This is a genomic window from Achromobacter sp. Root83, from assembly GCF_001428845.1.
GTDB lineage: Bacteria > Pseudomonadota > Gammaproteobacteria > Burkholderiales > Burkholderiaceae_B > Achromobacter.
In genome coordinates this window covers 610,982-636,378 of sequence record NZ_LMIU01000012.1, presented here as the reverse complement: position 1 = coordinate 636,378, position 25,397 = coordinate 610,982, and the positions used below count along the sequence as shown (strand labels likewise).

At 63.5% G+C, this 25,397-nt stretch carries 23 protein-coding genes and 2 tRNA genes; 5 read left to right on the top strand and 20 right to left on the bottom strand.

Annotation, left to right across the window (positions count from 1 at the left end; genetic code table 11):
- Positions 1 to 32 precede the first annotated feature (32 nt).
- Entirely contained in the window at positions 33 to 974 is a 942-nt protein-coding gene (gene argF, locus ASE30_RS15340; RefSeq protein ID WP_057285215.1) for an ornithine carbamoyltransferase, read from the top strand.
- A gap of 72 nt (positions 975 to 1,046) precedes the next feature.
- Here argF and ASE30_RS15335 read toward each other — a convergent pair whose 3' ends face one another.
- Genes ASE30_RS15335 through ASE30_RS15320 form a run of 4 tightly spaced genes read right to left on the bottom strand, consistent with a single transcriptional unit; the run spans position 1,047 to position 3,993 of the window.
- Positions 1,047 to 1,607: a DUF4286 family protein gene (locus tag ASE30_RS15335; protein ID WP_082601594.1), complete on the bottom strand. Its 561-nt coding sequence runs from the start codon at positions 1,605 to 1,607 to the stop codon at positions 1,047 to 1,049.
- 12 nt (positions 1,608 to 1,619) lie between these two features.
- A complete protein-coding gene (locus tag ASE30_RS15330; RefSeq protein WP_057285131.1) occupies positions 1,620 to 2,150 on the bottom strand; it encodes a carboxymuconolactone decarboxylase family protein in 531 nt (176 codons plus the stop codon).
- Between the two features lie 2 nt (positions 2,151 to 2,152).
- Entirely contained in the window at positions 2,153 to 3,106 is a 954-nt protein-coding gene (locus ASE30_RS15325; protein ID WP_057285130.1) for a tripartite tricarboxylate transporter substrate binding protein, read from the bottom strand.
- 20 nt (positions 3,107 to 3,126) lie between these two features.
- On the bottom strand, positions 3,127 to 3,993 hold the full coding sequence (locus tag ASE30_RS15320; protein ID WP_200964435.1) for an amidohydrolase: 867 nt from the start codon (positions 3,991 to 3,993) through the stop codon (positions 3,127 to 3,129).
- A gap of 97 nt (positions 3,994 to 4,090) precedes the next feature.
- On the opposite strand from ASE30_RS15320, the gene ASE30_RS15315 reads away from it, so the two are divergent.
- Positions 4,091 to 5,008: a LysR substrate-binding domain-containing protein gene (locus tag ASE30_RS15315; RefSeq protein ID WP_057285129.1), complete on the top strand. Its 918-nt coding sequence runs from the start codon at positions 4,091 to 4,093 to the stop codon at positions 5,006 to 5,008.
- A gap of 145 nt (positions 5,009 to 5,153) precedes the next feature.
- The gene (gene argG / locus ASE30_RS15310; RefSeq protein ID WP_057285128.1) at positions 5,154 to 6,494 is read left to right on the top strand and encodes an argininosuccinate synthase; all 1,341 of its coding nucleotides are present in this window, start codon (positions 5,154 to 5,156) and stop codon (positions 6,492 to 6,494) included.
- Positions 6,495 to 6,599: 105 nt separating this feature from the next.
- On the opposite strand, the gene ASE30_RS15305 is transcribed toward argG, so the two are convergent.
- Positions 6,600 to 7,586, bottom strand: a complete 987-nt coding sequence (locus tag ASE30_RS15305; RefSeq protein WP_057285127.1) for an aspartate-semialdehyde dehydrogenase — start codon at positions 7,584 to 7,586, stop codon at positions 6,600 to 6,602.
- Between the two features lie 164 nt (positions 7,587 to 7,750).
- On the opposite strand from ASE30_RS15305, the gene ftrA reads away from it, so the two are divergent.
- Positions 7,751 to 8,752, top strand: a complete 1,002-nt coding sequence (gene ftrA / locus ASE30_RS15300) for a transcriptional regulator FtrA (RefSeq protein WP_057285126.1) — start codon at positions 7,751 to 7,753, stop codon at positions 8,750 to 8,752.
- 95 nt (positions 8,753 to 8,847) lie between these two features.
- On the opposite strand, the gene ASE30_RS15295 is transcribed toward ftrA, so the two are convergent.
- The 15 genes from ASE30_RS15295 to rnr all read right to left on the bottom strand — a co-directional run bounded on the left by ASE30_RS15295 (position 8,848) and on the right by rnr (position 24,945).
- A complete protein-coding gene (locus tag ASE30_RS15295; protein ID WP_057285125.1) occupies positions 8,848 to 10,776 on the bottom strand; it encodes a potassium transporter Kup in 1,929 nt (642 codons plus the stop codon).
- Positions 10,773 to 11,798: a HAMP domain-containing sensor histidine kinase gene (locus ASE30_RS15290; protein WP_057285124.1), complete on the bottom strand. Its 1,026-nt coding sequence runs from the start codon at positions 11,796 to 11,798 to the stop codon at positions 10,773 to 10,775. The genes ASE30_RS15295 and ASE30_RS15290 overlap by 4 nt, the downstream gene beginning before the upstream one ends.
- Positions 11,799 to 11,969: 171 nt before the next feature.
- A complete protein-coding gene (locus tag ASE30_RS15285; RefSeq protein WP_057285123.1) occupies positions 11,970 to 12,641 on the bottom strand; it encodes a response regulator transcription factor in 672 nt (223 codons plus the stop codon).
- Between the two features lie 64 nt (positions 12,642 to 12,705).
- On the bottom strand, positions 12,706 to 13,200 hold the full coding sequence (locus ASE30_RS15280; protein ID WP_057285122.1) for a biopolymer transporter ExbD: 495 nt from the start codon (positions 13,198 to 13,200) through the stop codon (positions 12,706 to 12,708).
- The gene (locus ASE30_RS15275) at positions 13,200 to 14,156 is read right to left on the bottom strand and encodes a MotA/TolQ/ExbB proton channel family protein (protein WP_057285121.1); all 957 of its coding nucleotides are present in this window, start codon (positions 14,154 to 14,156) and stop codon (positions 13,200 to 13,202) included. The genes ASE30_RS15280 and ASE30_RS15275 overlap by 1 nt, the downstream gene beginning before the upstream one ends.
- Before the next feature lies 1 nt (position 14,157).
- On the bottom strand, positions 14,158 to 14,970 hold the full coding sequence (locus ASE30_RS15270; protein WP_057285120.1) for an energy transducer TonB: 813 nt from the start codon (positions 14,968 to 14,970) through the stop codon (positions 14,158 to 14,160).
- 262 nt (positions 14,971 to 15,232) lie between these two features.
- Positions 15,233 to 16,012, bottom strand: a complete 780-nt coding sequence (locus ASE30_RS15265) for a hypothetical protein (protein WP_057285213.1) — start codon at positions 16,010 to 16,012, stop codon at positions 15,233 to 15,235.
- 76 nt (positions 16,013 to 16,088) lie between these two features.
- Positions 16,089 to 17,531, bottom strand: coding sequence for a DUF1254 domain-containing protein (locus ASE30_RS15260; RefSeq protein WP_057285119.1), 1,443 nt, complete (start codon positions 17,529 to 17,531; stop codon positions 16,089 to 16,091).
- Between the two features lie 155 nt (positions 17,532 to 17,686).
- Positions 17,687 to 18,376, bottom strand: a complete 690-nt coding sequence (locus ASE30_RS15255; RefSeq protein ID WP_057285118.1) for a DUF3313 domain-containing protein — start codon at positions 18,374 to 18,376, stop codon at positions 17,687 to 17,689.
- Positions 18,377 to 18,723: 347 nt separating this feature from the next.
- Positions 18,724 to 18,799 (bottom strand) — tRNA-Val (locus tag ASE30_RS15250).
- A 145-nt stretch (positions 18,800 to 18,944) separates the two neighbouring features.
- Entirely contained in the window at positions 18,945 to 19,217 is a 273-nt protein-coding gene (locus tag ASE30_RS15245; RefSeq protein ID WP_003812968.1) for an HU family DNA-binding protein, read from the bottom strand.
- A gap of 354 nt (positions 19,218 to 19,571) precedes the next feature.
- Entirely contained in the window at positions 19,572 to 20,252 is a 681-nt protein-coding gene (locus tag ASE30_RS15240) for a Fe2+-dependent dioxygenase (protein ID WP_057285117.1), read from the bottom strand.
- A gap of 58 nt (positions 20,253 to 20,310) precedes the next feature.
- Positions 20,311 to 21,555, bottom strand: coding sequence for a cystathionine gamma-synthase family protein (locus ASE30_RS15235; RefSeq protein WP_057285116.1), 1,245 nt, complete (start codon positions 21,553 to 21,555; stop codon positions 20,311 to 20,313).
- 47 nt (positions 21,556 to 21,602) lie between these two features.
- Positions 21,603 to 22,340, bottom strand: coding sequence for a 23S rRNA (guanosine(2251)-2'-O)-methyltransferase RlmB (gene rlmB, locus ASE30_RS15230; protein WP_057285115.1), 738 nt, complete (start codon positions 22,338 to 22,340; stop codon positions 21,603 to 21,605).
- A gap of 139 nt (positions 22,341 to 22,479) precedes the next feature.
- Entirely contained in the window at positions 22,480 to 24,945 is a 2,466-nt protein-coding gene (rnr, locus tag ASE30_RS15225; protein ID WP_057285114.1) for a ribonuclease R, read from the bottom strand.
- Between the two features lie 248 nt (positions 24,946 to 25,193).
- On the opposite strand from rnr, the gene ASE30_RS15220 reads away from it, so the two are divergent.
- A tRNA-Leu gene (locus ASE30_RS15220) sits at positions 25,194 to 25,278 on the top strand.
- Positions 25,279 to 25,397 lie beyond the last annotated feature (119 nt).

The window sequence follows — 25,397 nt, the reverse complement described above, 5'->3', positions numbered from 1 at the left end:
CCTGGCCGGGCCCAATGACCTGCGACATCACCATGACTCCTCCCACGACTCAAAACGGCCCGTTGCGGCACTTTCTTCAGTTCAAGGACTTCTCGTCCGCCGAGATCGCCTACGTGCTGGACCGCGCGCGCCTGATCAAGGAAAAGTTCAAACGCTATGAGCCCCATATGCCGCTGCACGACCGCACGCTGGCGATGGTGTTCGAAAAGGCCAGCACGCGCACCCGCGTGTCCTTCGAGGCCGGCATGTACCAGATGGGCGGTTCGGTCATCAACCTGACCTCCAACGATTCGCAGCTCGGCCGCTCCGAGCCCATCGAAGACACCGCGCGCGTCATTTCGCGCATGGTCGACATCGTCATGATCCGCACGTTCGAGCAGACCCGCATCGAGCGCTTCGCCTCGCACTCGCGCGTGCCCGTGATCAACGGCCTGACCAACGAATTCCACCCCTGCCAGATCCTGGCGGACATCTTCACCTACATCGAGCACCGCGGTCCCATCGCCGGCAAGACGGTGGCCTGGGTGGGCGACGCCAACAACATGGCCTACACGTGGCTGCACGCGGCCGAAATGCTGGGTTTCACGCTGCACGTGTCCACGCCCGCCGGCTACGAGCTCGAAGCCGCCCGCATCGGCACGCCTTCCAGCAAGGTGCTGCGCCAGTTCAAGGACCCAATGGAAGCCTGCAAGGGCGCGCACCTGGTCACCACCGACGTCTGGACCAGCATGGGCTACGAGGCCGAAAACGAAGAGCGCCGCACGGCCTTCGCCGACTGGTGCGTGGACGCCGAAATGATGGCCGCCGCCGACCCGCAGGCCGTCTTCATGCACTGCCTGCCCGCCCACCGCGGTGAAGAGGTTGCCGGTGAAGTCATCGACGGCCCGCAAAGCGTGGTCTGGGACGAAGCCGAAAACCGCCTGCACGTGCAGAAGGCGCTGATGGAATTCCTGCTGCTCGGTCAGGTCGACTAGACCGGATCCGCAAGGCAGAGGGGCCCGGACATCGCCTGATGTCCGGGCCCCTCTGCTTTCCGCTAGCAGGCGCTACAGGATCTTTTTGAACATCGTGCGCCGCGTGTTGCAAAACGATGGCCGCACACGGCTGCTCCAGTCGCTTGCGCGCACGGCCAGCCACGGCGGGCTGCCGAAGGTTTCCTGGGTATGCAGGTCATAGCAAGCCAGGTAGCGCGGCGACTCGTCGCGGCATTCATAGCGTTGCGCGCGCACCGTACCGGGCACTGACGCCAGGCCGGGCAGATGCTCCTGGTCGTACCAGGCGTTCAGGTCGGCATCCGCTTCGGGCAGCACATCGGTTTCGACGATGTAGTGCCACGGCGCGTCCTGCCCGGCCGACGCCCCGGCCAGATCCAGCGTCCGGTGCAGCACCCGGGCATGGGCGCCGGGAAGCAGCTCGGCCAGGCGGGCCTGGATCTCAGGCAGCGCCTGCTTCCCCGTCACATAGATATAGGTGTCGTCGGCGTCCAGCGCCGCGAACGCGCTGAGCTGCGCTCCCGCCAGGCCGTCGGTCAGACGGGCGGCCAGATCCCGCGCGCGCGCCTCGTCGAAGCGCTCGCCCAGCGACACCAGCAATATCGTTTCCTGCACAGTCATCTCCTTTCAATGCCCGACCCGCAGGGCCACCAGAAAGCGCGACACCATGTTGTACGCACCCACCGTCGCGGCCAGCTCCACCAGCTGCGCATCATCGTAGCGCTCGCGTAGCGGCGCGAACACTGCGTCCGGCACGTCGATGTCGCGTGTCATGGCGTCGGTCAACGCCAGCACCTCGGCTTCGCCCGGCGCCAGGCCCTGCATCCGGTCCGGCGCGGGATTGCCGCGCAGGGCGTCGATCACCGCCTGGGGCATGCCGCCCGCCAGCGCGTGCGGCACGTGCGCCTCGAACTCGTATGGCGCATTGTTCAGGGTCGCCACGCGCAGGATGATCAGTTCGCGCAAGCGCGGCGGCAGCGAGGTCTTCTGCCGGATGGCCGTCAGCATGGCCTCCCAGCCTTCCACCACGGCCGGACTGTTCAGCAGCACCTGGTACAACGGCGATATCCTGCCGCGGGCGGCGGCGATGCGCGCCTCCAGCGTGGCCAGTTCCGGGCGGGTGCCCGGCACAACGGGGGAGACTCGGCTGGCGGTCATGGTCACTCCGGACGAATGTTCTTGCGCTGGATCAGCGTGGTCCACTTTTCGCGGTCAGACGCGATCAGCGCGGCCAGTTCCTGCGGACTGCTGGGCGCGGCCTGGGCGCCGAACTTCTCCAGCCTGGCGCGCACGGCTTCGTTGCCCAGCGCGGCGCGCAGGGCCTGGTTCAGCTTTTCCACGGTGGCCGCGGGCGTCGCGGCGGGTGCCACGATGCCATACCAGTTGTTGGATTCCACACCGGCAATGCCCTGCTCGGCCAGCGTTTTCACGTCGGGCAGGAGCGGATGGCGAGTCGCCGCGGCGATGCCCAGGGGTTTCAGCTTGCCGCCCTGGATGTGGCCGATCAGGCCCGGCACGTCTCCAAAAAAGCCGGACACCTGGTTGCCCATCACGTCATTGATGACCGGCGCCGCGCCCTTGTACGGCACGTGCAGCACGTTGGCCTTGCTGGAATCGGCGAACATTTCCAGGGTCAGGTGCGGAATGCTCCCAATGCCCGACGAACCGATGGCCACGGATTGCGAGGCGGCCCGCGACTTCTTGACGAAGTCCGCCGCGTCGGTCGCGGGGTTGGACGGGTTCACCACGAATACCGTCGCGTTGTTCACCACACGGGACACCGGCGCAAAATCGCGCACCGGGTCGTAAGGCAGGTCCTTGTAAAGCGCCGGGCTGATGGACACCGCCCCCACGCTGGTCAGGAACAGCACCGAGCCGTCGGCCGGCGCCTTGGCCACATAGGCGGCGGCGATATTGCCGTTGGCCCCCGCCTTGTTCTCGACGATGACCTGCTGCTTGAGCTCCTTGCCCAATTGCTCGGCCAGCACGCGGCCCACCAGATCCACCGGGCCGCCCGGCGGGAAAGCGATAATCAGGCGGACCGGGCCGTCCGCTTGCGCGGCGCCCACGGCGGCCAGGCTCAGTAAGCCGGCCGACAGTATTTTCTTGAACATGATGTCTCCTCGTTGAATGACTACTGAAATCCGTACAGCCGCGCCGGGTTGTCCACCAGCACGCGCTGGCGCAGCCCGGCATCGGGACATGCTTCAAAAAACGTATCCACCAGTTCGCCGTCGTCGGGCATGTCGCCCGCCACGTTGGGGTGCGGCCAGTCCGTGCCCCACAGGGTGCGGTCCGGCATCGCCTCGACCAGCGCACGCACAAAGGGAACGCCCTCGGCGAATGGCCGCCGGCCAGACGCGATGCGGTCGATGCCAGACACCTTGACCCACGCCTGCGGCACGGCGGCCAGGCTCAGCAAGGCGCGCATCGCGGGCGACTGCAATCCATCAGCCGCCTTCAGGCGTCCCATGTGATCCACCACGAACGGCACCGGCAGCGCCAGCAGGCGAGGCAGCAATTCAGGCAGCATCGCGCCGTCCACGTGCAGGCACAGATGCCAGCCCAGAGGCGCGATCAGCGCAACAACGCGATCGAAGACCGCGGGATCGGGCGCCCCGCCCAGATGCGGCACGAAATTGAACCGGGCGGCCCGCACGCCCCCCTCATGCAGCGCCGCCACGCCGGCTTCGGTCGCATCGGCGCCCAGCAGCGCCACGCCGCGATAGCGGCCGCCGCTTCGCGCCAGCGCGTCCAGCAAGGCGGTATGGTCCCCGCCGTGGCAATTGGCCTGCACCACCACGGCGCGTTCCACGCCCAGGTGCGCATGCAGCGCCGCCATCGAGGCGTACGGCGCGTCGGGCGGCGTATAGGAACGGCCCGCCGCATACGGAAACACGTCGCCCGGCCCAAAGACATGGCAATGCGCGTCGCAGGCGCCAGGCGGCAGCGCATGGCGGGGACGGGAAGGCGACGCAAGCGGGGGACGGCAATCGGGCACGGGCGGGTTCCTAAATTGAAAGCGTCATCCTCCCGGATTGCGGACTACCAAACAATGCTATATCTTATATTTCAGATATAGATAAATTAAATATCGTATGGATCTCAAGCAGATCGAGTATTTCTTGCGGGTCGCCGAGAGGCGCAGCTTCTCGCGCGCCGCCGAAATGCTCGACGTGGCCCAACCCACTCTCAGCCGCCAGGTCCGGCTGCTGGAACTGGAACTGGGCCAGCACCTGCTCTACCGCAACGGCCGTGGCGCCGAGCCCACCGAAGCGGGCCTGCGCTTCCTGGAGCACGCCCGCGCCCTGCTGACCCTGGCCGAACGCGCCAAGGAAGATCTGCAGACCCTGCGGGAAACCCCCACCGGCAAAGTCGTGGTCGGCCTGCCCCCTCGCATCGCGCGCGTGCTGACCCCGCCGCTCGTGCAGGCCTTCCGCCGCCGTTTTCCGGACGCCTCCATCGCCGTTGCCGAAGGCCTCAGCGCTCAGGTGCGCGAATGGCTGCTGGCCGGCCGGGTCGATCTGGCGCTGCTGTACGATCCCGCGCCGTCCCCGCAACTGGCCTACGAATCACTGTTTCGCGAAGACCTGGTCCTGGCGGCCGCTGCGGGCCATCTGCCTCCCCTGCCGGCACGCGTCCCCGTGGCCCGGCTGGGCGACTACCCCCTGGTGCTGCCCAGCCTGCCCAATGCCATCCGCACCCTGGTGGAAAGCGTGTGCCGGGCCCAGGGCGTGCGGCTCAAGGTCGCCGCCGAGGTCGACGCCGTGCAGACCATCGTGGAACTGGCCGCGCAAGGCGACGCCTACGCCATCCTTCCCCGGTCGGCGGCGCGCGGGCCGGCCGCCGAACACGAGCTATCGCTGTGCGACATCGGCTCGCCCACGATCACCAACAACCTGGTGCTGGCCAGCGCCCGCCACCGCCCCGCCACGCGGCTTGCCACTGCCACCGCCCAACTGATACGCCAATTGAAGCTGGCCGAACTCTTCGCTCCGCCGGCGTCCTCCGCCTGAAGGTGCGGGCTGGATGCCGACCGGCCCGCCCGCCGCCCTGGCCCCACGGCGGCCTTTCGCGGGCAAAAGAGTTAAAATGCACAGCTATATTTCTTGTTTGGCGGCTCGTTGCTGTCAAAGTCCTGTTGGCGTCTCACCTCAAACAATGACCACTATCCTCCCGAACCTTCCCACCGGCCAGAAGGTCGGCATCGCCTTTTCCGGCGGCCTCGACACCAGCGCAGCGCTCCTGTGGATGCGCAACAACGGCGCCATCCCGTACGCCTACACGGCGAACCTGGGGCAACCCGACGAGTCCGACTACGACGAAATTCCCCGCAAGGCCATGGCCTACGGCGCCGAAAACGCCCGCCTGATCGACTGCCGCGCGCAGCTCGTGGCCGAAGGCATCGCCGCCCTGCAATCGGGCGCCTTCCACATCTCGACCGCCGGCATCACGTACTTCAACACCACGCCCATCGGCCGCGCAGTCACCGGCACGATGCTGGTGGCCGCCATGAAGGAAGACAACGTCAACATCTGGGGCGACGGCAGCACCTTCAAGGGCAACGACATCGAGCGCTTCTACCGCTACGGCCTGCTCACGAACCCGGACCTCAAGATCTACAAGCCCTGGCTGGACCAGCGCTTCATCGACGAACTGGGCGGCCGTTCGGAAATGTCCGAATACATGCGCCAAGCCGGCTTCGACTACAAGATGTCGGCCGAAAAGGCCTATTCCACCGACTCCAACCTGCTGGGCGCCACCCACGAAGCCAAGGACCTGGAACAACTGAATTCCGGCATCCGCATCGTCAAGCCCATCATGGGCGTGGCGTTCTGGCGTGATGACGTGGCCGTCAAGGCCGAGGAAGTCACCGTCCGCTTCGAAGAAGGTCAGCCGGTCGCCCTGAACGGCGTCGAATACAGCGACCCCGTAGAACTGCTGCTCGAAGCCAACCGCATCGGCGGCCGCCACGGCCTGGGCATGAGCGACCAGATCGAAAACCGCATCATCGAAGCCAAGAGCCGCGGCATCTACGAAGCCCCGGGCCTGGCCCTGCTCTTCATTGCCTACGAACGCCTGGTCACCGGCATCCACAACGAAGACACCATCGAGCAGTACCGTGAAAACGGCCGCAAGCTCGGCCGCCTGCTGTACCAGGGCCGCTGGTTCGACCCGCAGGCCATCATGCTGCGCGAAACCGCCCAGCGCTGGGTCGCCCGCGCCATCACCGGTGAAGTCACGATCGAACTGCGCCGCGGCAACGACTATTCGCTGCTGAACACCGAATCGGCCAACCTCACGTACGCCCCCGAGCGCCTGTCCATGGAGAAGGTGGAAAACGCCCCCTTCACCCCGGCCGACCGCATCGGCCAGCTCACCATGCGCAACCTCGATATCGTCGACACCCGCGAAAAGCTGTTCACCTACGTGAAGACCGGCCTGCTGGCTTCCAGCGGCGCATCGCTGCCGCAATTGACGGACGCAGCCAAGAAGAAGTAATTCTTCGACTCGTTAAAAAAGCCCTCCTCTGCATTGAGCTAAGGAGGGCTTTTTTGTTGCAACCGCCACAACGGGCAGGCGAACCAAGCAAACGAACAGCCCGTTTTATTGCAGCGCCACTTGCATGATCTCGAAGGCGTTCAGTGCGGCACCACGAAGCAGTTGGTCACCGCTGATGAAAATATCAAGACCATACTCACCATAAATCAGGTTGTGGCGAATTCTTCCCACCTCGACCGCGTGCTTGTACGTGGAGGTCATGGGCATCGGGTAGCGCTGCTTGCCAGGCGCATCCACAACTTCCACTCCCGGCGCTCGCCCGAGCATCTCGCGAATGGCTGCGAGCGACCGAATGGGACGGCTGAACTTCAAGGTCAGGCTTTCAGCATGAGAACGCAAAGTAGGCACCCTCACCGCCGTAACGCTGATTGCCAGTGCGGGCTCGTCCAGAACCTTTCTCAGTTCCCACACCACCTTCATTTCTTCACGCGTGTAGAGATTGTCCTCGAAACGATCCACCTGAGGAATGACGTTAAACGCGAGATTGTGTGAAAAATACTCGCTGGAATTGTCCTGGCCATACTCGTCAAACCCCTGCACGCGCTTACGAAGCTCGACCATCGCGGGTTGGCCCGCGCCGCTGGCAGCTTGATAAGTCGAAATGATGGCGCTTTCCAGGCCGAATGCCTGATGCAGGGGCCCCAGCACCATGAGCGCAATTGCGGAGGAACAGTTCGGATTTGCGATCAGCTTCTCGCCGCGATAGGTACCGCCGTTGATAGGCGGGACCAGCAAAGGGACATCGATGTGATACCGGAACGCTGAAGAGTTATCAATGACAACAGATGCCTGCGCCAGCGCCGGCCCATACTCCAACGAGAACTCGCCAGAGACGCACAGAAAGACCACGTCGCAATCGGCACAGGCCTCAACAGAGAACGGCTCGATCCTGTATTGGTGCTTCCCGATTTCAAGCGGCCGGCCCACAGATTGTTGCGATGCCATGCAAACCACTTCGAATGATGTGTCCTGCAGCAATTCAAGCATTGTCATTCCTACGGCGCCCGTGCAACCGACAACAGCAATTCTCATGTTCCATTTTTCCCGAAAGCGGCAAGCCTCTGTTCCCGCGCATTAGCCACCCTGACGACGGAACCATCAGGAACCGAAAGCCCGTCTCAAGCACTGATATATTCTAAATATCGAGCAGTCCATGCACGCTGAAAAAGCCGACAATAACCAGAGGTTTCGCGACAATGTTGAGTGAACCAGGACTCGTGGCCACACTGGCATATCACGGGCTTTGCACCTTCGAGTTCGGAATTTCCGTAGAGATCTTTGGCCTACCTCGGCCGGAACTGGATATACCCTGGTACAAGCACGCCGTGGTTGGCGTGGACGACGGCCAGATGCGGGCATCGGGTGGCATTCACATAACGAGCGATACCGGAATCGACGCATTGCCAGCGGCCAGAACCATCATTATTCCGGGATGGCGCAGCCAGAGCGATGCCCCGCCGCAGCCATTGCTGGACGCCTTGCGCGTGGCCCATGCAAACGGAGCGAGACTCCTGTCCATCTGTTCCGGCGCTTTTCTTCTGGCGGCAACGGGGCTGCTCGACGGCCGGCGTGCGACCACCCATTGGCAATTGGCGGATGAGCTTGCCCTACGCTATCCGGCGATCAAGGTGGATTCCAATGTTCTTTATGTTGACGAGGGGCAACTGATTACCTCGGCAGGAAGCGCGGCAGGAATCGATGCCTGCCTGCATTTAGTTGCGCGGGACCACGGCTTCCATGTCGCGAATACAGTGGCGAGACGTTTGGTGATGGCGCCGCACCGATCAGGCGGGCAGTCTCAATTCATCACTCTGCCCATGAACAAGTTGCCTCGTAACGAGCTAACTCGGGCACTTCAGTGGGCAAGGGAAAACCTAAGCCAACCTATTAGCGTCACGGAAATGGCGAACAAGGCCGCCATGAGCGAGCGCACGTTTCAACGACGCTTCAAGCAAACGAGCGGACAGTCGCCCAAGGAATGGCTGCAACAGGAACGCGTCCGCCAGGCACGCGCGCTTCTAGAGCGCACCAGGCACAGCACTGCATTCATCGCGCAGACCTGCGGATTTACCTCGGCGGACACCTTCCGCGTCGCTTTCAAGACGGTGGTCGGCCTGTCGCCAGGGACGTATCGCAAGCATTTTGGAAATGAGGAAATTCTTGATCGGCCGCCCACCGCACAGTCGCGCAATTCCTGAAGCCTCTTTGAATCGGCCTATAAACACGAACCAAGAGTGCGCTCGGCCCCGATGTCATTCGCGCTGTCTTGCTGGCATGCCGTTCCAGGATTCCACTACAACTCCACCTGCATCCCCATTTCCACCACCCGGTTCGCCGGGATCTTGAAGAACTTCGTGCTGCGCGTGGAATTGCGCGCCATGAACGAAAACACAGTCCGCCGCCACCGCGACAAGGCCGGCTTCTTCGCCGCCACCACCGTCTGGCGCGACAGGAAGAAAGACGTGCGCATCGGTTCCAGATCCAGCTCCGGATACGCCTCGGCCACCAGCCGCAGCGCCTCCGGCACGTCGGGGTCTTCCTTGAAGCCGTAATTCACCGTCGCCGTCCAGCTCGACGCGCTCAGCTTTTCCACCACGAACCGTTCTTCGGGCGACACGTACGGCACATCGGCTACCAGGATCGTCAAGAACAGCACATGATCATGCAGCACCTTGTTGTGCTTCAGGTTGTGCAGCAGCGCCGGCGGCACGTTGCCCGAATTCATGGTCATGAAAATGGCGGTGCCCGGCACGCGTGAAGGCGGATATTCCTCGAGCTGCGCCATGAATTCCTTGAGCGGCTGGCGGTCCCGCTGCTGCATGTCGGACAGCAGCCGGCGGCCGCGGCGCCACGTCATCATCAGCGTGAACACGGCGATCGCCACCACCAGCGGCAGCCAGCCGCCTTCCGGAATCTTCAAGACATTGGCGGAAAACAGCAGCACGTCGAGCAACAGCAGCAAGCCCAATCCCGTGAACCACAGCATGCGCTTGAAGCCGGTGCTGCCACGCGGCAGCACCGCGAAGGCCAGCACCGATGTCGTCAACATCGTGCCCGTGACCGCGAACCCGTAGGCCGCAGCCAGATCGTCCGATTTGCGAAACCACAACACCAGGACCAGCACGGCGCACAACAGCAGCGCGTTGACTTGCGGCAGGTAGATCTGGCCCTTTTCGACCGCCGATGTATGCAGGATCTGCATGCGCGGCCAGAAGCCCAACTGCACCGCCTGGCGCGTCACCGAATAGGCCCCGGAGATCACCGCCTGCGAGGCGACGATGGTCGCGACGGTGGCAAGCGCCACCAGCGGCGCCAGCCCCCACTCGGGGGCCATCATGAAGAATGGATTGCGGATCGCGGTGGGATCGCGCAGCAATAGCGCGCCCTGGCCGAAATAGCACAGCGTCAGCGACGGCAGCACCATGCTGAACCAGGCGCTGCGGATCGCGGGACGGCCGAAGTGCCCCATGTCGGCGTACAGCGCTTCGGCGCCGGTCAGCGCCAGCACCACCGCGCCCAGCAACACGAAACTGATCCGCGGAGACTCGACGATGAACCGCAAGCCATACATCGGGTTCAGCGCCGCCAGCACGTCCGGGTTCTGCCAGATCTGCCAGGCGCCCAGGACAGCCAGCGTGCCGAACCACAAGAGCATCACCGGCCCGAACAGCTTGCCCATCACGCCGGTGCCGCGAGACTGGATCGCAAACAGCGCAACCAGCACCACCAGCGCGATCGGCACCACCCAGGCGTCCAGTTGGTGCGAAACGATGCTGATGCCCTCCAGCGCCGACAGCACCGAAATGGCAGGCGTGATCATGCTGTCGCCATAGAACAGCGCCGCACCGAATATGCCCAGCACGATCAGCACCCAGCGCAGCTTGCCCTCGCGCGCCCGCACGGCCAGCTCCAGCAGCGCCAGCGTGCCGCCTTCTCCGCGGTTGTCCGCGCGCAGCACCAGGGTCACGTATTTCACCGACACCACCACCATCAGCATCCAGAACAGGATGGACAGCACACCCAGCAGATGGGCCGGCTCCAGGTCAGTGTGCACGCTCAGGCCTGTCAGGCAGGCGCGCAGCGTGTACAAGGGGCTGGTGCCTATATCCCCGTACACCACGCCCAGCGCCCCAAGGACAAGGGCCGCACGCGACGAAGGCGCATGCGCGCCGCCTGGGTGACCGGCGGACGAAGAAGGAGCACTAACCGTACCCTGGCTCATGATGCGGGTTCTTGACGAGTGAGTTGGGCCCCTTTGCGGGGGCCGGGAAACACGACGGACAACCGCGTTCCGGAAAAGTCCGGGCGGCTGGTGAGCTTCCACCAGGCCCCGTGCGCGTGCGCGATCTCGCGCACGATGGCCAGCCCCAGGCCAGAGCCGCCCGCCGTGGCGGTGGGCGACCGGTAAAACGCTTCAAAAACGCGATCACGTTCTTCGGGTGGAATGCCGGGTCCGTCGTCTTCCACCGTCAGCGACGGCGGATTGGCGCCGACGATCAGCGTGATGCGCCCCGTCGGATTGCCGTAGCGCAACGCGTTGTCGATCAGGTTGCCCAGCAGTTCGGCCAACAGCAAGGGATCCGCATCGATCCAGATGGGGGATTCCGGCGCCGCCAGATCCAGTTCGTAATGCGCGTCCCGCACGCGCGGGAACCATTCGGCGCCGTGAACCCTTACCCATTCGCACAGATCGATGCGCACAAAGCTGTCCTGTGGCCGGGCGTTGGGGTCGGCGCGCGCCAGCACCAGCAGTTGCTGGCCCAGCCGTATCATGCGGTCGCTGACCGCCTTGATGCGCTCCGCGCGGGCCCGCACGTCGTCCGGCAAGGGGCGGGCCAGCATCAGCTCGGATTCCAGCCGCAGGCCGGCTAGCGGCGTGCGTAGCTGGTGCGCCGCATGGCCGATGAAACGGCGCTGAGCCGCCAGCGACGCGTCCAGGCGCAACAGCAGGTCATTGGTGTGGGTGACCAGCGGCTCGATTTCCACCGGAACGCCGGCCACTTCGAGCGGCTGCATATCATCGATGGAACGTTGCCGGATTTCCTCGGACAGATGGTTGACCGACCGCAGACCGGACCGCACGCCCTGCACCACCACCCATGTGAACAGTGCGATCAGCGCGACCTGCCCCACGACCATCAGCCAGAAAAAATCTTCCAGCATCCACAGCGACATGTCGATCTTGTGCGTGATGACCCAGGTGGCGGCCAGATCCAGCAACACGAGCAGCAGGATGGGCGGCATCAGCCTGATGACCAGATGCCGGGCAAGCGAACGTGAAGGGAGCAAGGGGTGCGAAACCCGGCGCGAAATCCCGGGTGCGGAAGAAGGTATGCGTTCCTGCGTCATGACGCGTAGCCCTTGCTTAGGCGGATCGATGCGCGCGGCCGGCATGAGCCGGGCGCGGCTGGCCCGTCAGGCCGCTTCCACATCCAGCATGTAGCCGAAGCCACGCACAGTCTGAATGCTGGCGCCCGTGCCCTCCAGGCGCTTGCGCAAACGGTACACGTAGACTTCCACCGCGTTCTCGCTGAAATCTGCATCCCAGGCGGAGAGCGAATTGACGATCTGCCGCTTGGTCACGACGCGGCCTACGCGGGCCATCAGCATTTCCAGGACGGAAAGTTCGCGCACGGACAAGGACAGGCGCTGGCCATTGGCCCGGACTTCACGGCCAACCGTGTCGAATACGAGCGGGCCGACTTCGATCAAGGGTTGTGCCTGGCCGGCGCGGCGGCGGCCAAAGGCGCGCACGCGAGCGGCCAGCTCGGGCAGTTCGAAAGGCTTGGTGACGTAGTCGTCCGCCCCGGCATCCAAGCCCGCGACGCGGTCTTCGATGCCATCGCGGGCCGTGAGAATCAGCACGGGGACCTGGTTGCCATCCTGGCGCAATTGCCTCAGGACATCCAGCCCGCTCATCCCCGGGAGGTTGAGGTCGAGCAGCATCAGGTCGTACGGCTGGCCTGCCAAGGCGCCCAACACGCGGTCGCCCTCGGTCAGCCAGTCGACCGCATAACCCTGGTCGGCCAGAAATTCCTGGAGCGCATGGCCCAGGGTGGTGTCGTCTTCGATTACCAGAACTCGCATGCCGCGATTCTAGCGCGATCCCAAAAAAAAGGGCGCTAAAAGCGCCCCCTTTTCCAGGATTCGTTCACCCGCCGGACGGGGCGGCGGCAGGCGCCGGAGCGCCCCCCCCGCCGGCGGCCGCACCGGCCGGAGCCGTGCCACCCGAGGGCGGCGTCGTAACAAACCCGATGCGCGTCATGCCCGAGCGGCGCGCCGATGCCATCACCTTGGCCAGCGTTTCGTAGCGGGTATTCTGGTCCGCGCGGATGCGGATTTCAGGTTGCGGCTTGGTGCCGGCGATCGACTTGAAGCGGTTCGGCAGGTCATCGATATTGACCGGCTTCTCGTCCCAGAACAGCGCGCCGCTGGCATCGATGGCCAGGTCCACGGTCTTGGGCTCTTCCTCGATCTGCTCGGCGGCCACCTGCGGCATGTTGATCTTGATCGAGTGCGCCAGCAGCGGCGCCGTGATGATGAAGATCACCAGCAACACCAGCATGACGTCGATCAGGGGCACCATGTTGATCTCGGAAACCGCATGGCTCCCGGATCCTTTGCCCTCGAAGCTGCCAAAAGCCATTATTCGCTCCCGCGTTGTACCGCGGCGCCATTCTGGCGGCGCAGCGCGCGCACCTTGCCGTCGGACAGCGCCACTTGCTGGCCGGTGGTCAGGAACGCAAACAGGTCATGCGCAAAGGCATCCAGGCGTGACAGGTACACGCGGTTGTTGCGCACAAAGGTGTTATACGCCAGCACGGCGGGGATGGCCACCGCCAGGCCGAGGCCCGTCATGATCAGGGCTTCGCCCACCGGACCGGCGATGCGGTTGATGGTCACGCCGTCGGACAGACCGATGCCGACCAGCGCGTGGTACACGCCCCAGACCGTGCCGAACAGGCCCACGAACGGCGCCGTCGAACCCACCGAAGCCAGCACCGTCAGGCCGTTCTCGAGCTTGGCGGTTTCTTCGTCGATCACCTTGCGCATGGTGCGCGTGACGAAATCCGAGTTACTGCCCGACTCTTCCAGCTTGGTCGCGCCGAACTTGTTGTGGTGGGCCTGGGCGTGCATGGCATGGCTGGCCAGGTGCGAGAACGGGTCGCGCGCGCCGTGCGTGCTGATCTCGTGCTCGACCTGCTCCAGCGAACTGGCGTTCCAGAACTTGTTCAGGAAGTCGGCCGAACGCTTGCGCATGCTGACATTGCTGGCGGCCTTGACCAGGATCAGGTACCAGGTCACCAGCGACATAAGGATCAGGATGACGAACAGGCTCTTGCCCACGAAGTCGCTCTGGGCGACAAAGTGCATGAAACCCATGTCGGGAACGGCGAGCGGAGCGGGTGCGGCGGGCAGCGCGGCAGCGGCGCTATGCAGCGCGTCGGCCGATTGCTGGACAGCGCCGGCGGCTTGCTGGGCGACCTCGCCCGCGGCGGTGGCGGCTTGTTGGGCCGCGGGCGCGGCCGCTGCCGCGGCGGGCGCGGCCGGGCTGGTGGTCGCCTGCGCCACCAGGGTGGCGCCATGCAGTGCGTTGGACATCTCAGTTCCTCATTACGAAATCGAACGGAATTTTGGCTTTGGCGGGATAGGCCACGCCGTTACGGGTATAGGGCTTGAAACGGCCCTTGCGGGCGGCGGTCAACGCGGATTCGTCCAGGCGCGGAAAACCCGACGACGCATCGATGGTTGCCCGCTCGACCAGCCCCTGGGTGTTGATTTCCACCAGCACCACGACCCTGCCCTCTTCCCGCATGCGGCGCGACGCCATCGGGTAGTTCGGCATCGGACGCGCGCCCTGGAACTCGATACTGGAGACCATCACAGGCTGATCGGGCGGTGGTCCTTGTTGCGGTCCCTGCGGCGCCTGCGTGCCTTCCGGCGCGCCGCTGGGCGGCGTCTGCCGAGGCGGCGTTTCCGGCTTCGGCTCGGGCTTGACGTCCTGCTTGGGCTGGGGCTTCGGTTTGGGCTTCGGTTTGGGCGGCGGGGGTTTGGGCGCCGGCATCGGCGGTTTTTCAACCACCGGCTCGGGTTCCGGTTCGGGTTCCGGCTCGGGCTTCAATTCGGGTTCGGGCTCGGGTTCAGGCTCGATCTCGGGTTGCGGCTCGGGCGGTGTTTCCGTCACCGGCTGCGGCACTTCGGGCGTGGGTTCGGCTTTTGCGATCTGGGGGATGGGCGCATCCACCACGCTCACCATGATCGCCTCGGGTTCCTCCAGTTCAGGACGGCTTTCCGGCGCCATGAAGATGGCGCCGATTACCGCCGCGTGAAGCGCGACTACCGCCAGGCCAGCGCCTGCGCGTATACCAAAAGAAGACCGCGAAGAAGAATTCCAACCGCGTTGAAAACTAGGCATGAATCAGCCAGGGTGCATTGACTTATCCGGCCAGCCAGGGAAAAGACGCGCACAGAAAGGCGACGCCGGCTGACCGGTACAAGCCCGTTATAGTATCTTAAATGCGAATGATTCGCACGTTGTATTTCGTCTGGGCCAGCACATGTCCTGACCGGGATCAAACCCGGCGACAGGGCGGTGCCCCCCGCACCCGGCCACGCCATCGCGTTCTGATACGAAAAATCCGCCACCGGCCTGGAATAGCCGGAATGCGGCTCGCCCGCTAGAAGCGGATCGTCAAGCCGGCCATCGGCCCCTTCTGCACCACGTCGAACACAAAACTCCCTTGGCGGTAATCCACGCCGAGCGCCCGGTAACCGAACGTCGCGGAGAATCGGTCGTTGAAGTGGTAACCGAACCCGAGGCCGACATCCCAGTCCAGGTCCGCGCCCCCCGCGCCGATCAAGCCCCAGCCCGTCGCATAGAACTTCGAATTGAAGGCGTAAATGCCGCGGAGCCCCACCAGGGCATCCACCCACGTCGCGCTATCGCTCCGTTTCCTGCCATGCAGGACGCCTCCACTGAATGAAACCTCCGTGTCGACAGACCAGACCCGAGCGCCCGCCACGAGGTCCAAGTGGTGCGGCGAGGTTTTCAGCACCGAATAGCCGACGCCTATCATTCCCGCGAACGTCGTCGCCTTCACATCGGCGCTCGTCGCAAGCACGCCCCGTGGGCTTGCGCCATCCGAAGAAATGTCGGTATAGATGACGTCCCCGAACACGCTGTACCGCCCCTTGCGCGCATCGCCGATCACCATGGCGGCAAAATTGAGGTCATCGAAAATCTTGTCGAAGCTCGCGTCGATATCGACGGTGGGAAGATGGAACTGCGAAGTCTTGCCGGAAAGGCCGGTGGCCCACAGGTACGGCGTGACCGAAAACTCCCATTCCGTCGGCGCATCCTGGGCGCTTGCCGGGGAAGCCGGGGCCGGATCCGCGCCAAATGCCCGGCCCATCCAGAAGAGGCAAAAAAACAGATAACACACGGTACTGTTTTTCATCGCGAACCTCACGGTGGAACTCATTGAACGGCAGGCAGCGCCAACTGCGCGGCGCCCCTGCCCCCTCCATTGGCTGTCAACTGACCCTTCTGGCCGGCGGAATCACCCAGGAGCCGTCGATGATGGATGGATTGCTTTCGTTGGGCCAATAGAGCCGCATCATCAAGATGAACTTGCCCTTGGGCGCCGGCAACCAGTTGGACTCCAGTTCGGCGCCCGGTGATACATGCTGAATGAGCAGATCGATCGAACCGTCGGCTTTCGCCTTCAAGGGCTGGCGCGCGCTGATCGAGTAGCGATCAAGCGGATTGTCGACAAAGAAATAATCCTCGTCGTACATGGTCAACGACCAGAATCCGGAAACGGGCGGCGTCATCCCTTTTTTGAAGGTCAGCACATACTTCTCGGACCCGTCGTAGGCGCGCATTACCTTGCCGCTGGCGGATTTGAGCGAAGTCGGATAAATCGCATCCTGCGGCCTGTTGGCGCCCAGGCCGATCGCCGTGATCAATGCCCGTTGGACATAATTCGTGCCATAGATCCCGGTCTTGGTCGTAAAGCCCCATCCGTCGATTTCCTGGATATCGCCATCGCTGGATTTGAAGTGCGCCATGATGCGTCCAAAGCCGATTTCGGGCACACGCTTCACGAAAGCAGGATCAAGCTTCGTCTTGTCAAAATCCTGTCCTGGCACGATTCCTATGGAGGCCAACCTGGCAACCATGGGTGCATCCGCAGCGTACGGCGGGTTCCTTTTCAAGAGTTCCGAAAACAGCGTGAAATACTCGATCGCGTCCATCTTGTTGACTTGATCGCGCACGCTCGCCTTCATGTCTATCGCCGGATCGACCTTGCCTTGGGGCGGCTTCCATTCTTTCCCCATTGCGCTCAAGGGAAAGATCTTTACTTCGTCCTGCAGCCTGTGCACCTCCGCATAGTCCTCGGGAGTGCCCGTGCAGTAGATGCGGCCAAGCAGCCACACAATGCTTGTCGGCGACTTGTATTGCGTCATGCCCTGCGGGACCTGCCCCTCCCACCCTGGCCCCGTAACCACGAAAGTCTGCGCTTGGGTTCCCGTCGTCCGCTTGCCGGGAACGTCGAAAACCGTCGTCCAGCCGTCCAGCATGGGAAACAGCGCATAGCGTTTGTTCATATCTGGCAGGCTCACCACCCATGGCTCGGCTCCCACATCGAAAAAGGCTGTCGTATACAGCGTGTCCGCATTTGGCGCGGTCACATCGCGGAAATGCGCGTCCGGGTATTTCCGCAACTTGATGAGATGCCCCATCGGAGCCCGCGTCCCCACCGGTTCCGCGACGTTCGTGATGACCCTCCTGGTCAGCTCCATCGTCACAAGGGGATAGGCATAGATGTATGCGTCGACCGCCGTCGAGAACCCCTCGCTTGCCTCCGGCAGATCGGCAACCAGCCCCTCCGCGGCGCGCACTGACGCGCCCAAGCCGCCGGTCGCAAGCAAAGCCAAGCACCCCGCGTTCAAATTTCGACGAGTAATGTTCATTTTCTTTCCCACGAAAAGTTGTTGAACGGCTTTATGCAGCTTTCATACGGAAACGCACGTAATGGCGGCGAAACGCTGGGCAACCGCGTGGGGCGCTTCAAACTGTCGAAGTGGACGCGCCCCTGGCGTGCTGCCGGCACAACCGCCGGACAGGCTTACCTCGGTCTGACATATTTCCGGATTTCATAGGCCGCCGCGGTGGTCCATTCGTCGATAAGCGGTTGCAGCTTCGACAACTGGACACCGCCCTGGCCCTGCATCGCGCTGGCGACCCTTTCGCCGGTGCCGCCACGCACCGATGCGTAAAGCAGTTCGCCCGATCTGCTATCCGTGATCTGCGATTCGATGGCTACCGTGGCGTTGGCCGGCATGCCGCCCTCCATCGCGGCCCTCGCTCCCGTCATGACCAACGCAATGGGGATGTATTGGTATTCCTTGAGCGGCTGCGTGGCGGTCCCGACCGCGGTGATGGCGATACGCACCTGCGCCACGCCGGGGCCCGGGCGGTCGGCCAGTTGAACCTCTTGACCGATCTTTTGCCGCAACGACCGATCGACCGCCTCGCGAATCTGCGTAAGGGTTTCCAGCGACACATTCTCGGAAGGCTGAGGTTCCGGGTAGTACACGACGGGAGCAAGCCACACCGCGTGGTAGCGTTCGGGCGTGAAATCAGGGTTCAGATACACCAGCCGGGTGCCGCCGCCCGGGGCGGGCCGCTCGGTCAGCATCGAATAATTCTGGAGAAAGCCTGATTCCACCGGTGCGGATGGAGTAGCGCAGCCCGCGACCAGGACGGCCGAAAAAATGCCGAGCAGAAGATTTCGCGGCGAATTACCAGCATTCATTTCGTCTACCTTTTGGAAAGGCGGGTGACGGTGCGAAGCTACTAGTACCTGTGCCAGACGGATTCGGACGAAAAGCGGGACAGCCCCTTCCGTGTATGAACCCTGTGAATACTGAAGTTCAGCCGCTAAAAAAAAAAGTGCGATATGAACCAGTACAAAAATCCTACCCGCCGATCCCGGCGTGCCGTCGGGGCCGGCGACTGCCCGTCAGGCCACCCGGAGGCCCCACAAGCCTCACAAGCCTCGCAGCTTCAAGCTTCAAGAGCCCAAAACAAAAAACCCGCCACGGCGCCGTGTGCGGGTTTATGTGGAATTCATGCCATGCAAGCATGATTCAGGGTCGCTTTTGGTGGGTGCTACAGGGGTCGAACCTGTGACCTACGCCGTGTAAAGGCGCCGCTCTACCAACTGAGCTAAGCACCCATTCTGGTGCGGATGCAAGACGAAAATTCGTACAGGCAACTGCCAACTGGGTTACTCAAAAGCAATACGCGGGCCGGAGTATACCGGACCGCGTACTTGTCGGCAAATCGCAGAGGGCCATGCCGTGCGATCAGCCTGCCGTCCATTAGTTGACGGCGTCCTTCAGGGCCTTGCCCGGACGGAACTTCGGCACCTTGGCCTTTTTGATCTTGATGGTTTCGCCGGTGCGCGGGTTACGGCCGGTGCGCGCGGCGCGAGCCGACACTGCAAACGTGCCGAAGCCAACCAGCGTGACCGTACCGCCCTTCTTCAGCGTGGTCTTCACGGCACCGATCAGGGCGTCGAGCGAACGGCCGGCTGCAGCCTTGGAAATATCGGCCTTGCTGGCGATGTGATCGATGAGTTCGGTTTTGTTCATTCAGGTGTACCCCTCACAAGGTGTGGAGTCTGCCGGGAGAGCAGTTCATGGCCGTCAGGATTGGATGCCACGATTGGACGCAAGACCCGGCAAACGACGAACAGACAGTGGATAAACTTTTATCTTGCGCTGCAAAGCACAACTTTTAAACTGCTGCGCCGCTTAGGATTCGATGGCATGTTGCCTTCAAACCGTCAGCGACGCAGACGTGTATTAGGCCTTGGCGTGGCGCGGCTGTCAAGCGAAAACCTCACCGCAACCCGCGTCAATACTAGCTTTTAGGCGTTTTCGCAATAAACAAAAACGCGAATTTAGGGGTTTGCGCGACACCCGGAAAAAACGCTTTAGGCTTCATCAAACGTCGGCCCAGCGGCGCAGAAGATTGTGATAGATGCCGGTGAGCTGCACGATCGACGCATGCCCCGCCACGTCCTGGTTCAAGCGCTGTATGGCCACGTCCATGTCCAGAAGCAGCGCGCGCTGGCTGTCTTCACGCACCAGGCTCTGCATCCAGAAGAACGAACTGACGCGCGCCCCGCGCGTGACGGGGTTGACCTTGTGCAGGCTGGTGCCTGGGTACAGCACCATATGCCCCGCAGGCAGCTTCACGGCGCGCGGGCCATAGGTGTCGTCGATGACGAGCTCGCCGCCCTCGTAGGAATCGGGATCGGAAAAGAACAACGTGGCCGACAGGTCGGTGCGCACGCGCTCGGCCGAGCCCGTTATGCCGCGCACGGCATTGTCCACGTGATAGCCGAAGGCCTCGCCGCCTTCATAGCGGTTGAACAGCGGCGGGAATATCTTGCGCGGCAAGGCGGCCGACATGAACAGATTGTTGCCCGCCAGCCGCTGCAGGATCAGGTTGCCCAGTTCCTGCGCCAGGGGATGCTGTTCGGGCAGTTGGCGGTTGCGCTTGACCTCGGCCGACTGGAAGCCCGCGGTGACCTTGCCGTCCACCCAATCGGCGGCATCCAGGCGGCGCCGGACCTCTTCAGCCTCTTGCGCCGTGAACACTTCTGCAATCTGTATAAGCATGGGACCCACCCCGTTTGCGTTGCCCGCGCGTCCGTCAGCAGGCCGCGCGCGTGCCGCATTATCCCTTCAGGCAACCATTGAGCGCCTGATCGAAATCAAACAGCAAATCCGCTTCGTCCTCGATGCCGACGGACACGCGGATCAGGCTGTCCGCGATGCCCATCTGCCGGCGGCGCTCGGCGCCCATCTCGTAATAGATGGTGTGGGCGGCGGGCAGCGCCAGGCTGCGGGTGTCGCCAAGATGGGTCGCCATCAGCACGATGCGCAGGCGGTTCAGGAAATCGAAGCAATCGACGCCGTCGGCCAGTTCCACGCCCAGCAGCCCGCCAAAACGCGAACCGAACAGCGCCGCCGCGCGGGCGTGCTGCGGATGGCTGGCCAGCCCGGGGTAATGCACCTTGGCCACGCCGGGATGTTCTTCAAGGAAGCGCGCCAGCGCCAGCGCATTGGAGCAGTGCTTCGCCATGCGCAGAGCCAGCGTCTCGGCGCCCACCGCGATGCGGTGCGCCGGTTCGGCGGCCAGCGTGCCGCCCATGTCGCGCAGTCCCTTCTTCTTGATCTGCGTCAGGCCCCAGCCCGTCGACGGACCCTTGCGGTAGGTCTCATGGATGTTGGCGTCGCCGGACCAGTCATGCAGACCGGTGTCCGTCACGGTGCCGCCCAAGGCGTTGCCGTGCCCGCCTATGTACTTGGACAGCGAATTCATCACGAGCGACGCGCCGACCGACGAGGGGCGGAACATCCAGGGCGAAGTCAACGTGTTGTCCACGACATAGACCAGGCCCTTCTCGCGGCAGATCTCGCCGATCACGGCCAGGTCGGCCACCTGCGTGCCCGGGTTCGCGATGGTCTCGGTGAAGACCATGCGCGTATTGGGCTGGATCGCCGCCCTCACCTGCGAAGAATCGGTCGCATCCACGAACGTGATCTCCACGCCCAGTTCCTGCAGCGTGCCGAACAGGCTGTTCGTGTTGCCGAACACGAACTGGCTGGAGACCAGATGATCGCCCTGGCGCAGCAGCGTCGTGAAGATGGCCGCCAGCGCCGCCATGCCGGTCGAGAAGCTGACCGTGCCCTTGCCGCCTTCCATCTGATTGATCTTGGCTTCCAGCGCGGTGGTCGTGGGCGTGCCCTGGCGCGCGTAGGTGAAGCCCGCCTTGCCCTGGAACACCGCGGCCAGCTCGCGCGCATCGTCGTACGCGAACTCGGACGATGGATGCATCGGCTTGTGCACCGCTCCGTGCTCGACGGATTGATTGCGGTCGGAATGGAGGATCGTGGTGGTGAAGCCGTTCTGGTGCATGATGGGCTGACGCGAAAGAAAAAGGGAATCTACAAAACGAGGCCGGATTACGATTGGCGCTGGCGCACGGTCTCGTAGAGACAGACGGCGCTGGCCACGCTGACGTTCAGGCTTTCAACGGAACCCAGCATGGGAATGTTCACGAGCTGGTCGCAGGTTTCACGGGTCAGGCGGCGCATACCCTCGCCTTCGGCGCCCATGACCCACGCCATCGGCTGGCGCGCGTCAATCTGATGCATGCTGCCGGTGGCCTGATCGTCGGTGCCCACCAGCCACACCCCGCGGTCCTTCAGGCTGCGCATGGTGCGAGCCAGATTGGTCACCATCAGGTAGGGCACGGTGTCCGCCGCCCCGCAGGCCACGCGCTGCACGGTGGCGTTCAGGCCGACGGCCCGGTCGCGCGGCGCGATCACCGCATGCACGCCCGCGGCATCCGCGGTGCGCAGGCAGGCGCCCAGATTGTGGGGATCGGTCACGCCATCGAGTATCAGCAGCAGCGGCGGGCCCTCGATCACGTCGAGCACTTCATCCACATCGACCGCAAGCTGGCGCTCATCGGCCAGCGCCACGACGCCTTGGTGGCGCGTGCCGCGCGACAGGCCGTCCAGCCGCTCCATCGGGACCGGGTGCAGGCGGCAGCCCGCCTTTTCAGCCTGCTCGATGAGTGTCTGCATGCGCTTGTCGCGGCGGGAGGCCTCGACATAGATTTCCTTGATCGACTCGGGCGCGTGGCGCAGCCGCGCGACAACCGCGTGAAACCCGGCAAGAACTTGGGTCGACGCCATAAAGCAATACCTTTAGATAAACGAATACCCGCCCCAGAGCGGGGCGGGCCACCGGATCAGGCCGGCAATAACCGCAATGTTACCCCTTAAGGCCACGCCGCCAAACGACGGCATGGCCATAAGGAACGCGGCGCGCGCATCAGTGCCGCTTGTGGACGGCCTTTTTGGCCGGCGCGGCCCGCTTGGTTGCCTTGGGCGGCTTGCTGGCCTTCTTGGCCTCGGCACGCCTTTCCTTGGCGGTCTGCCCCTTCAGGGCAGCGGGCTTGGGCGACGCCGCCTTCTTCACGCGGCGCACGGGCTCGTCGGGCCCGCGGGCCGCCGCCTTGCGCAGCGCGTCAAAGCTCGTGCCCTGAACCAGGCGGAATTCGATGCGACGCGCTTCCAGGTCCACGCGCGACACCTGCACCTGCACCTTGTCGGTCAGGCGGTAGCGCATGCCCGTGCGCTCGCCGCGCAGCTCATGCAGGGCGTCGTTGAACTGGAAGTATTCGCCGCCCAGTTCCGAGACGTGCACCAGGCCCTCGACGTGCAGGGTGTCGAGCGTGACGAAGATGCCGAAGCTGGCCACGCCGGTGACCGTGCCGCTGAAGTCCTCGCCCACGCGCTCCTTGACGAACCAGCACTTGAGCCAGGCCTCGACATCGCGCGAAGCCTCGTCCGCGCGGCGTTCGCTGGCGGACAGGACCAGGCCCATCTTTTCCCAGATGGCCTGCTCGTGTTCGCGTTGCGTGCGGCCAATGACGACCGCGTGGTCATCCAGGCTGGGCACGTAACGCTGCCCCGCCAACAGGGCCTTGATCACGCGGTGCGTCAGCAGATCGGGGTAGCGGCGGATCGGCGACGTGAAGTGGGCGTAGCCCGGATAGGACAGGCCGAAGTGGCCCATGTTGTCGGGGCTGTAGACGGCCTGCTGCATGGAGCGCAGGCACATCGTCTGCAAGAGCTGGTAGTCGGGGCGGCCGCGCACGGAATCGAGGAAGTCGCCGTAATCCTTGGCGGTGGGCATCTCGCCTCCGCCCAGCGACAAGCCCATCGTGCGCAGGAATTCACGCAGCGATTGCAGGCGTTCCGGCGTCGGGCCTTCGTGTATGCGATACAGACCGGGATGCTTGCTGCGCGTCATGAAGTCGGCCGCGCACGTGTTGGCTGCCAGCATGCACTCTTCGATCAGTTTGTGCGCATCGTTGCGCACGGATGGCACGATCTGTTCGATGCGTCCCAATTCATTGCAGACGATCTTGGTCTCGACCGTATCGAAGTCGATGGCGCCGCGCTTCTTGCGCCCCTGCGACAGCACCTGAAAGAGCTCGTACAGGTGCTGGACGTGGGGCATGACGCTGCGCATCGCGTGCGCGGCCGGGCCGCCGGGCTGCTGCAGGGCGGCCCAGATATTCGTGTAGGTCGTGCGCGCATGCGAATGCATGACCGCGTTGTAGAACTGGTAGGCCGTGACGGTGCCGGCCTTGGCCCCCGTGGCGGGGATGACCATGTCGCACACCAGCACCAGGCGGTCCACATCCGGATTCAGCGAACACAGGCCGTTGGACAGGGACTCCGGCAGCATCGGAATGACCCGGCGAGGGAAGTACACGCTGGTGCCGCGCTCGATGGCGTCGTCATCCAGCGCATCGCCCGGACGCACATAGTGGCTTACGTCGGCGATGGCAACCAGCAGACGCCAGCCGGGACGCTTGCGCTGGCCAGTGCCCAATTCCACGGGTTCGCAATACACCGCGTCGTCGAAGTCGCGCGCGTCTTCGCCGTCAATGGTGATGAGCGGCACGTCGCGCAAGTCCACCCGGCCTTTCAGATCGGCTTTCGTGACCACGTCGGGCAGGCGCGCGGCCTGCTTGCGGGCGGCTTCCGAAAATTCGACGGGCACATCGAACTTGCGCACCGCGATCTCGATTTCCATGCCGGGGTCGTCGATCTCGCCCAGCACCTCGGCAACACGGCCCAGCGGCTGCGTGTGGCGCGTGGGCTGCTCCATGATTTCGACCGCGACGACCTGCCCGTGCTGGGCGCCATTGGTGTCGCTGGGAGGAATCAGGATGTCGTGCTTGATGCGCTGGTCTTCGGGCGCGACGATGGACAGGCCGTGCTCATGCAGAAAGCGCCCCACCAGCTTGTTGGTGCGGCGTTCGATGACTTCGACGATGGTGCCTTCCGGCTTGCCCCGGTATTCGCCCGTTGGCTTCACCAGCACGCGGTCGCCGTGCAGCACCTTCAGCATCTCGCGCGGAGACAGGAACAGATCGGGTCCGCCATCATCGCGCAGCAGGAAGCCGAAGCCGTCGCGGTGACCCAGCACCTTGCCGGCGATGAAGTCCAGCTTCGTAGCCAACAGCAGCACGCCCTTGCGGTTGGGCATCAATTGCCCGTCGCGCTCCATGGCACCCAGGCGGCGCTCGAAGCCCACCATCGTCGCCGCGCGTTCCACGCCCATGCGCTCGGCCAGTTCAACCGGAGACAACGGTGCTCCCGCGGCGCGCAGCGCTGTCAGGATGGCTTCACGGGACGGAACATCAGGGTCGAAGTCCGGCGGCGCTTCGGGCAAGGGTGTTGATCTGTTGTTATTCGATTCGTTATTCGATCGTTTTGCCAAAGCTAAAATTTCCGTATATAATGCGCAGCTTCTGTGGTTCGCCCAAGGCTGAACACTGAAGCAGAAAATGGTCAGAAGGGGTTTGAACAAAAGGGGTTTGAACAAAACCCAAGGGTTTGAAAAAACCCATTGTAAAACCAACTGCACTCTGGCGCATGTTTTAGTTCAACAGTTTAATCAAATATGTTGAGCCAAACGATGCAACTAGGGCGGCAGCGTAGCACATAGTTCTGACAGTATCTCTCAGTGCCCAGGTGGCGGAATTGGTAGACGCGCACGGTTCAGGTCCGTGTGCCGCAAGGTGTGGAGGTTCGAGTCCTCTCCTGGGCACCACGGAATTCAAATCGGGGCAATCAAGATTGCCCCGATAGTCAGGGTGATAAATCCTGGCAAGGTAAAAGCTGAAAAGCCCCGGAAATCGAAAGATCTCCGGGGCTTTTGCTTTGCGCGAT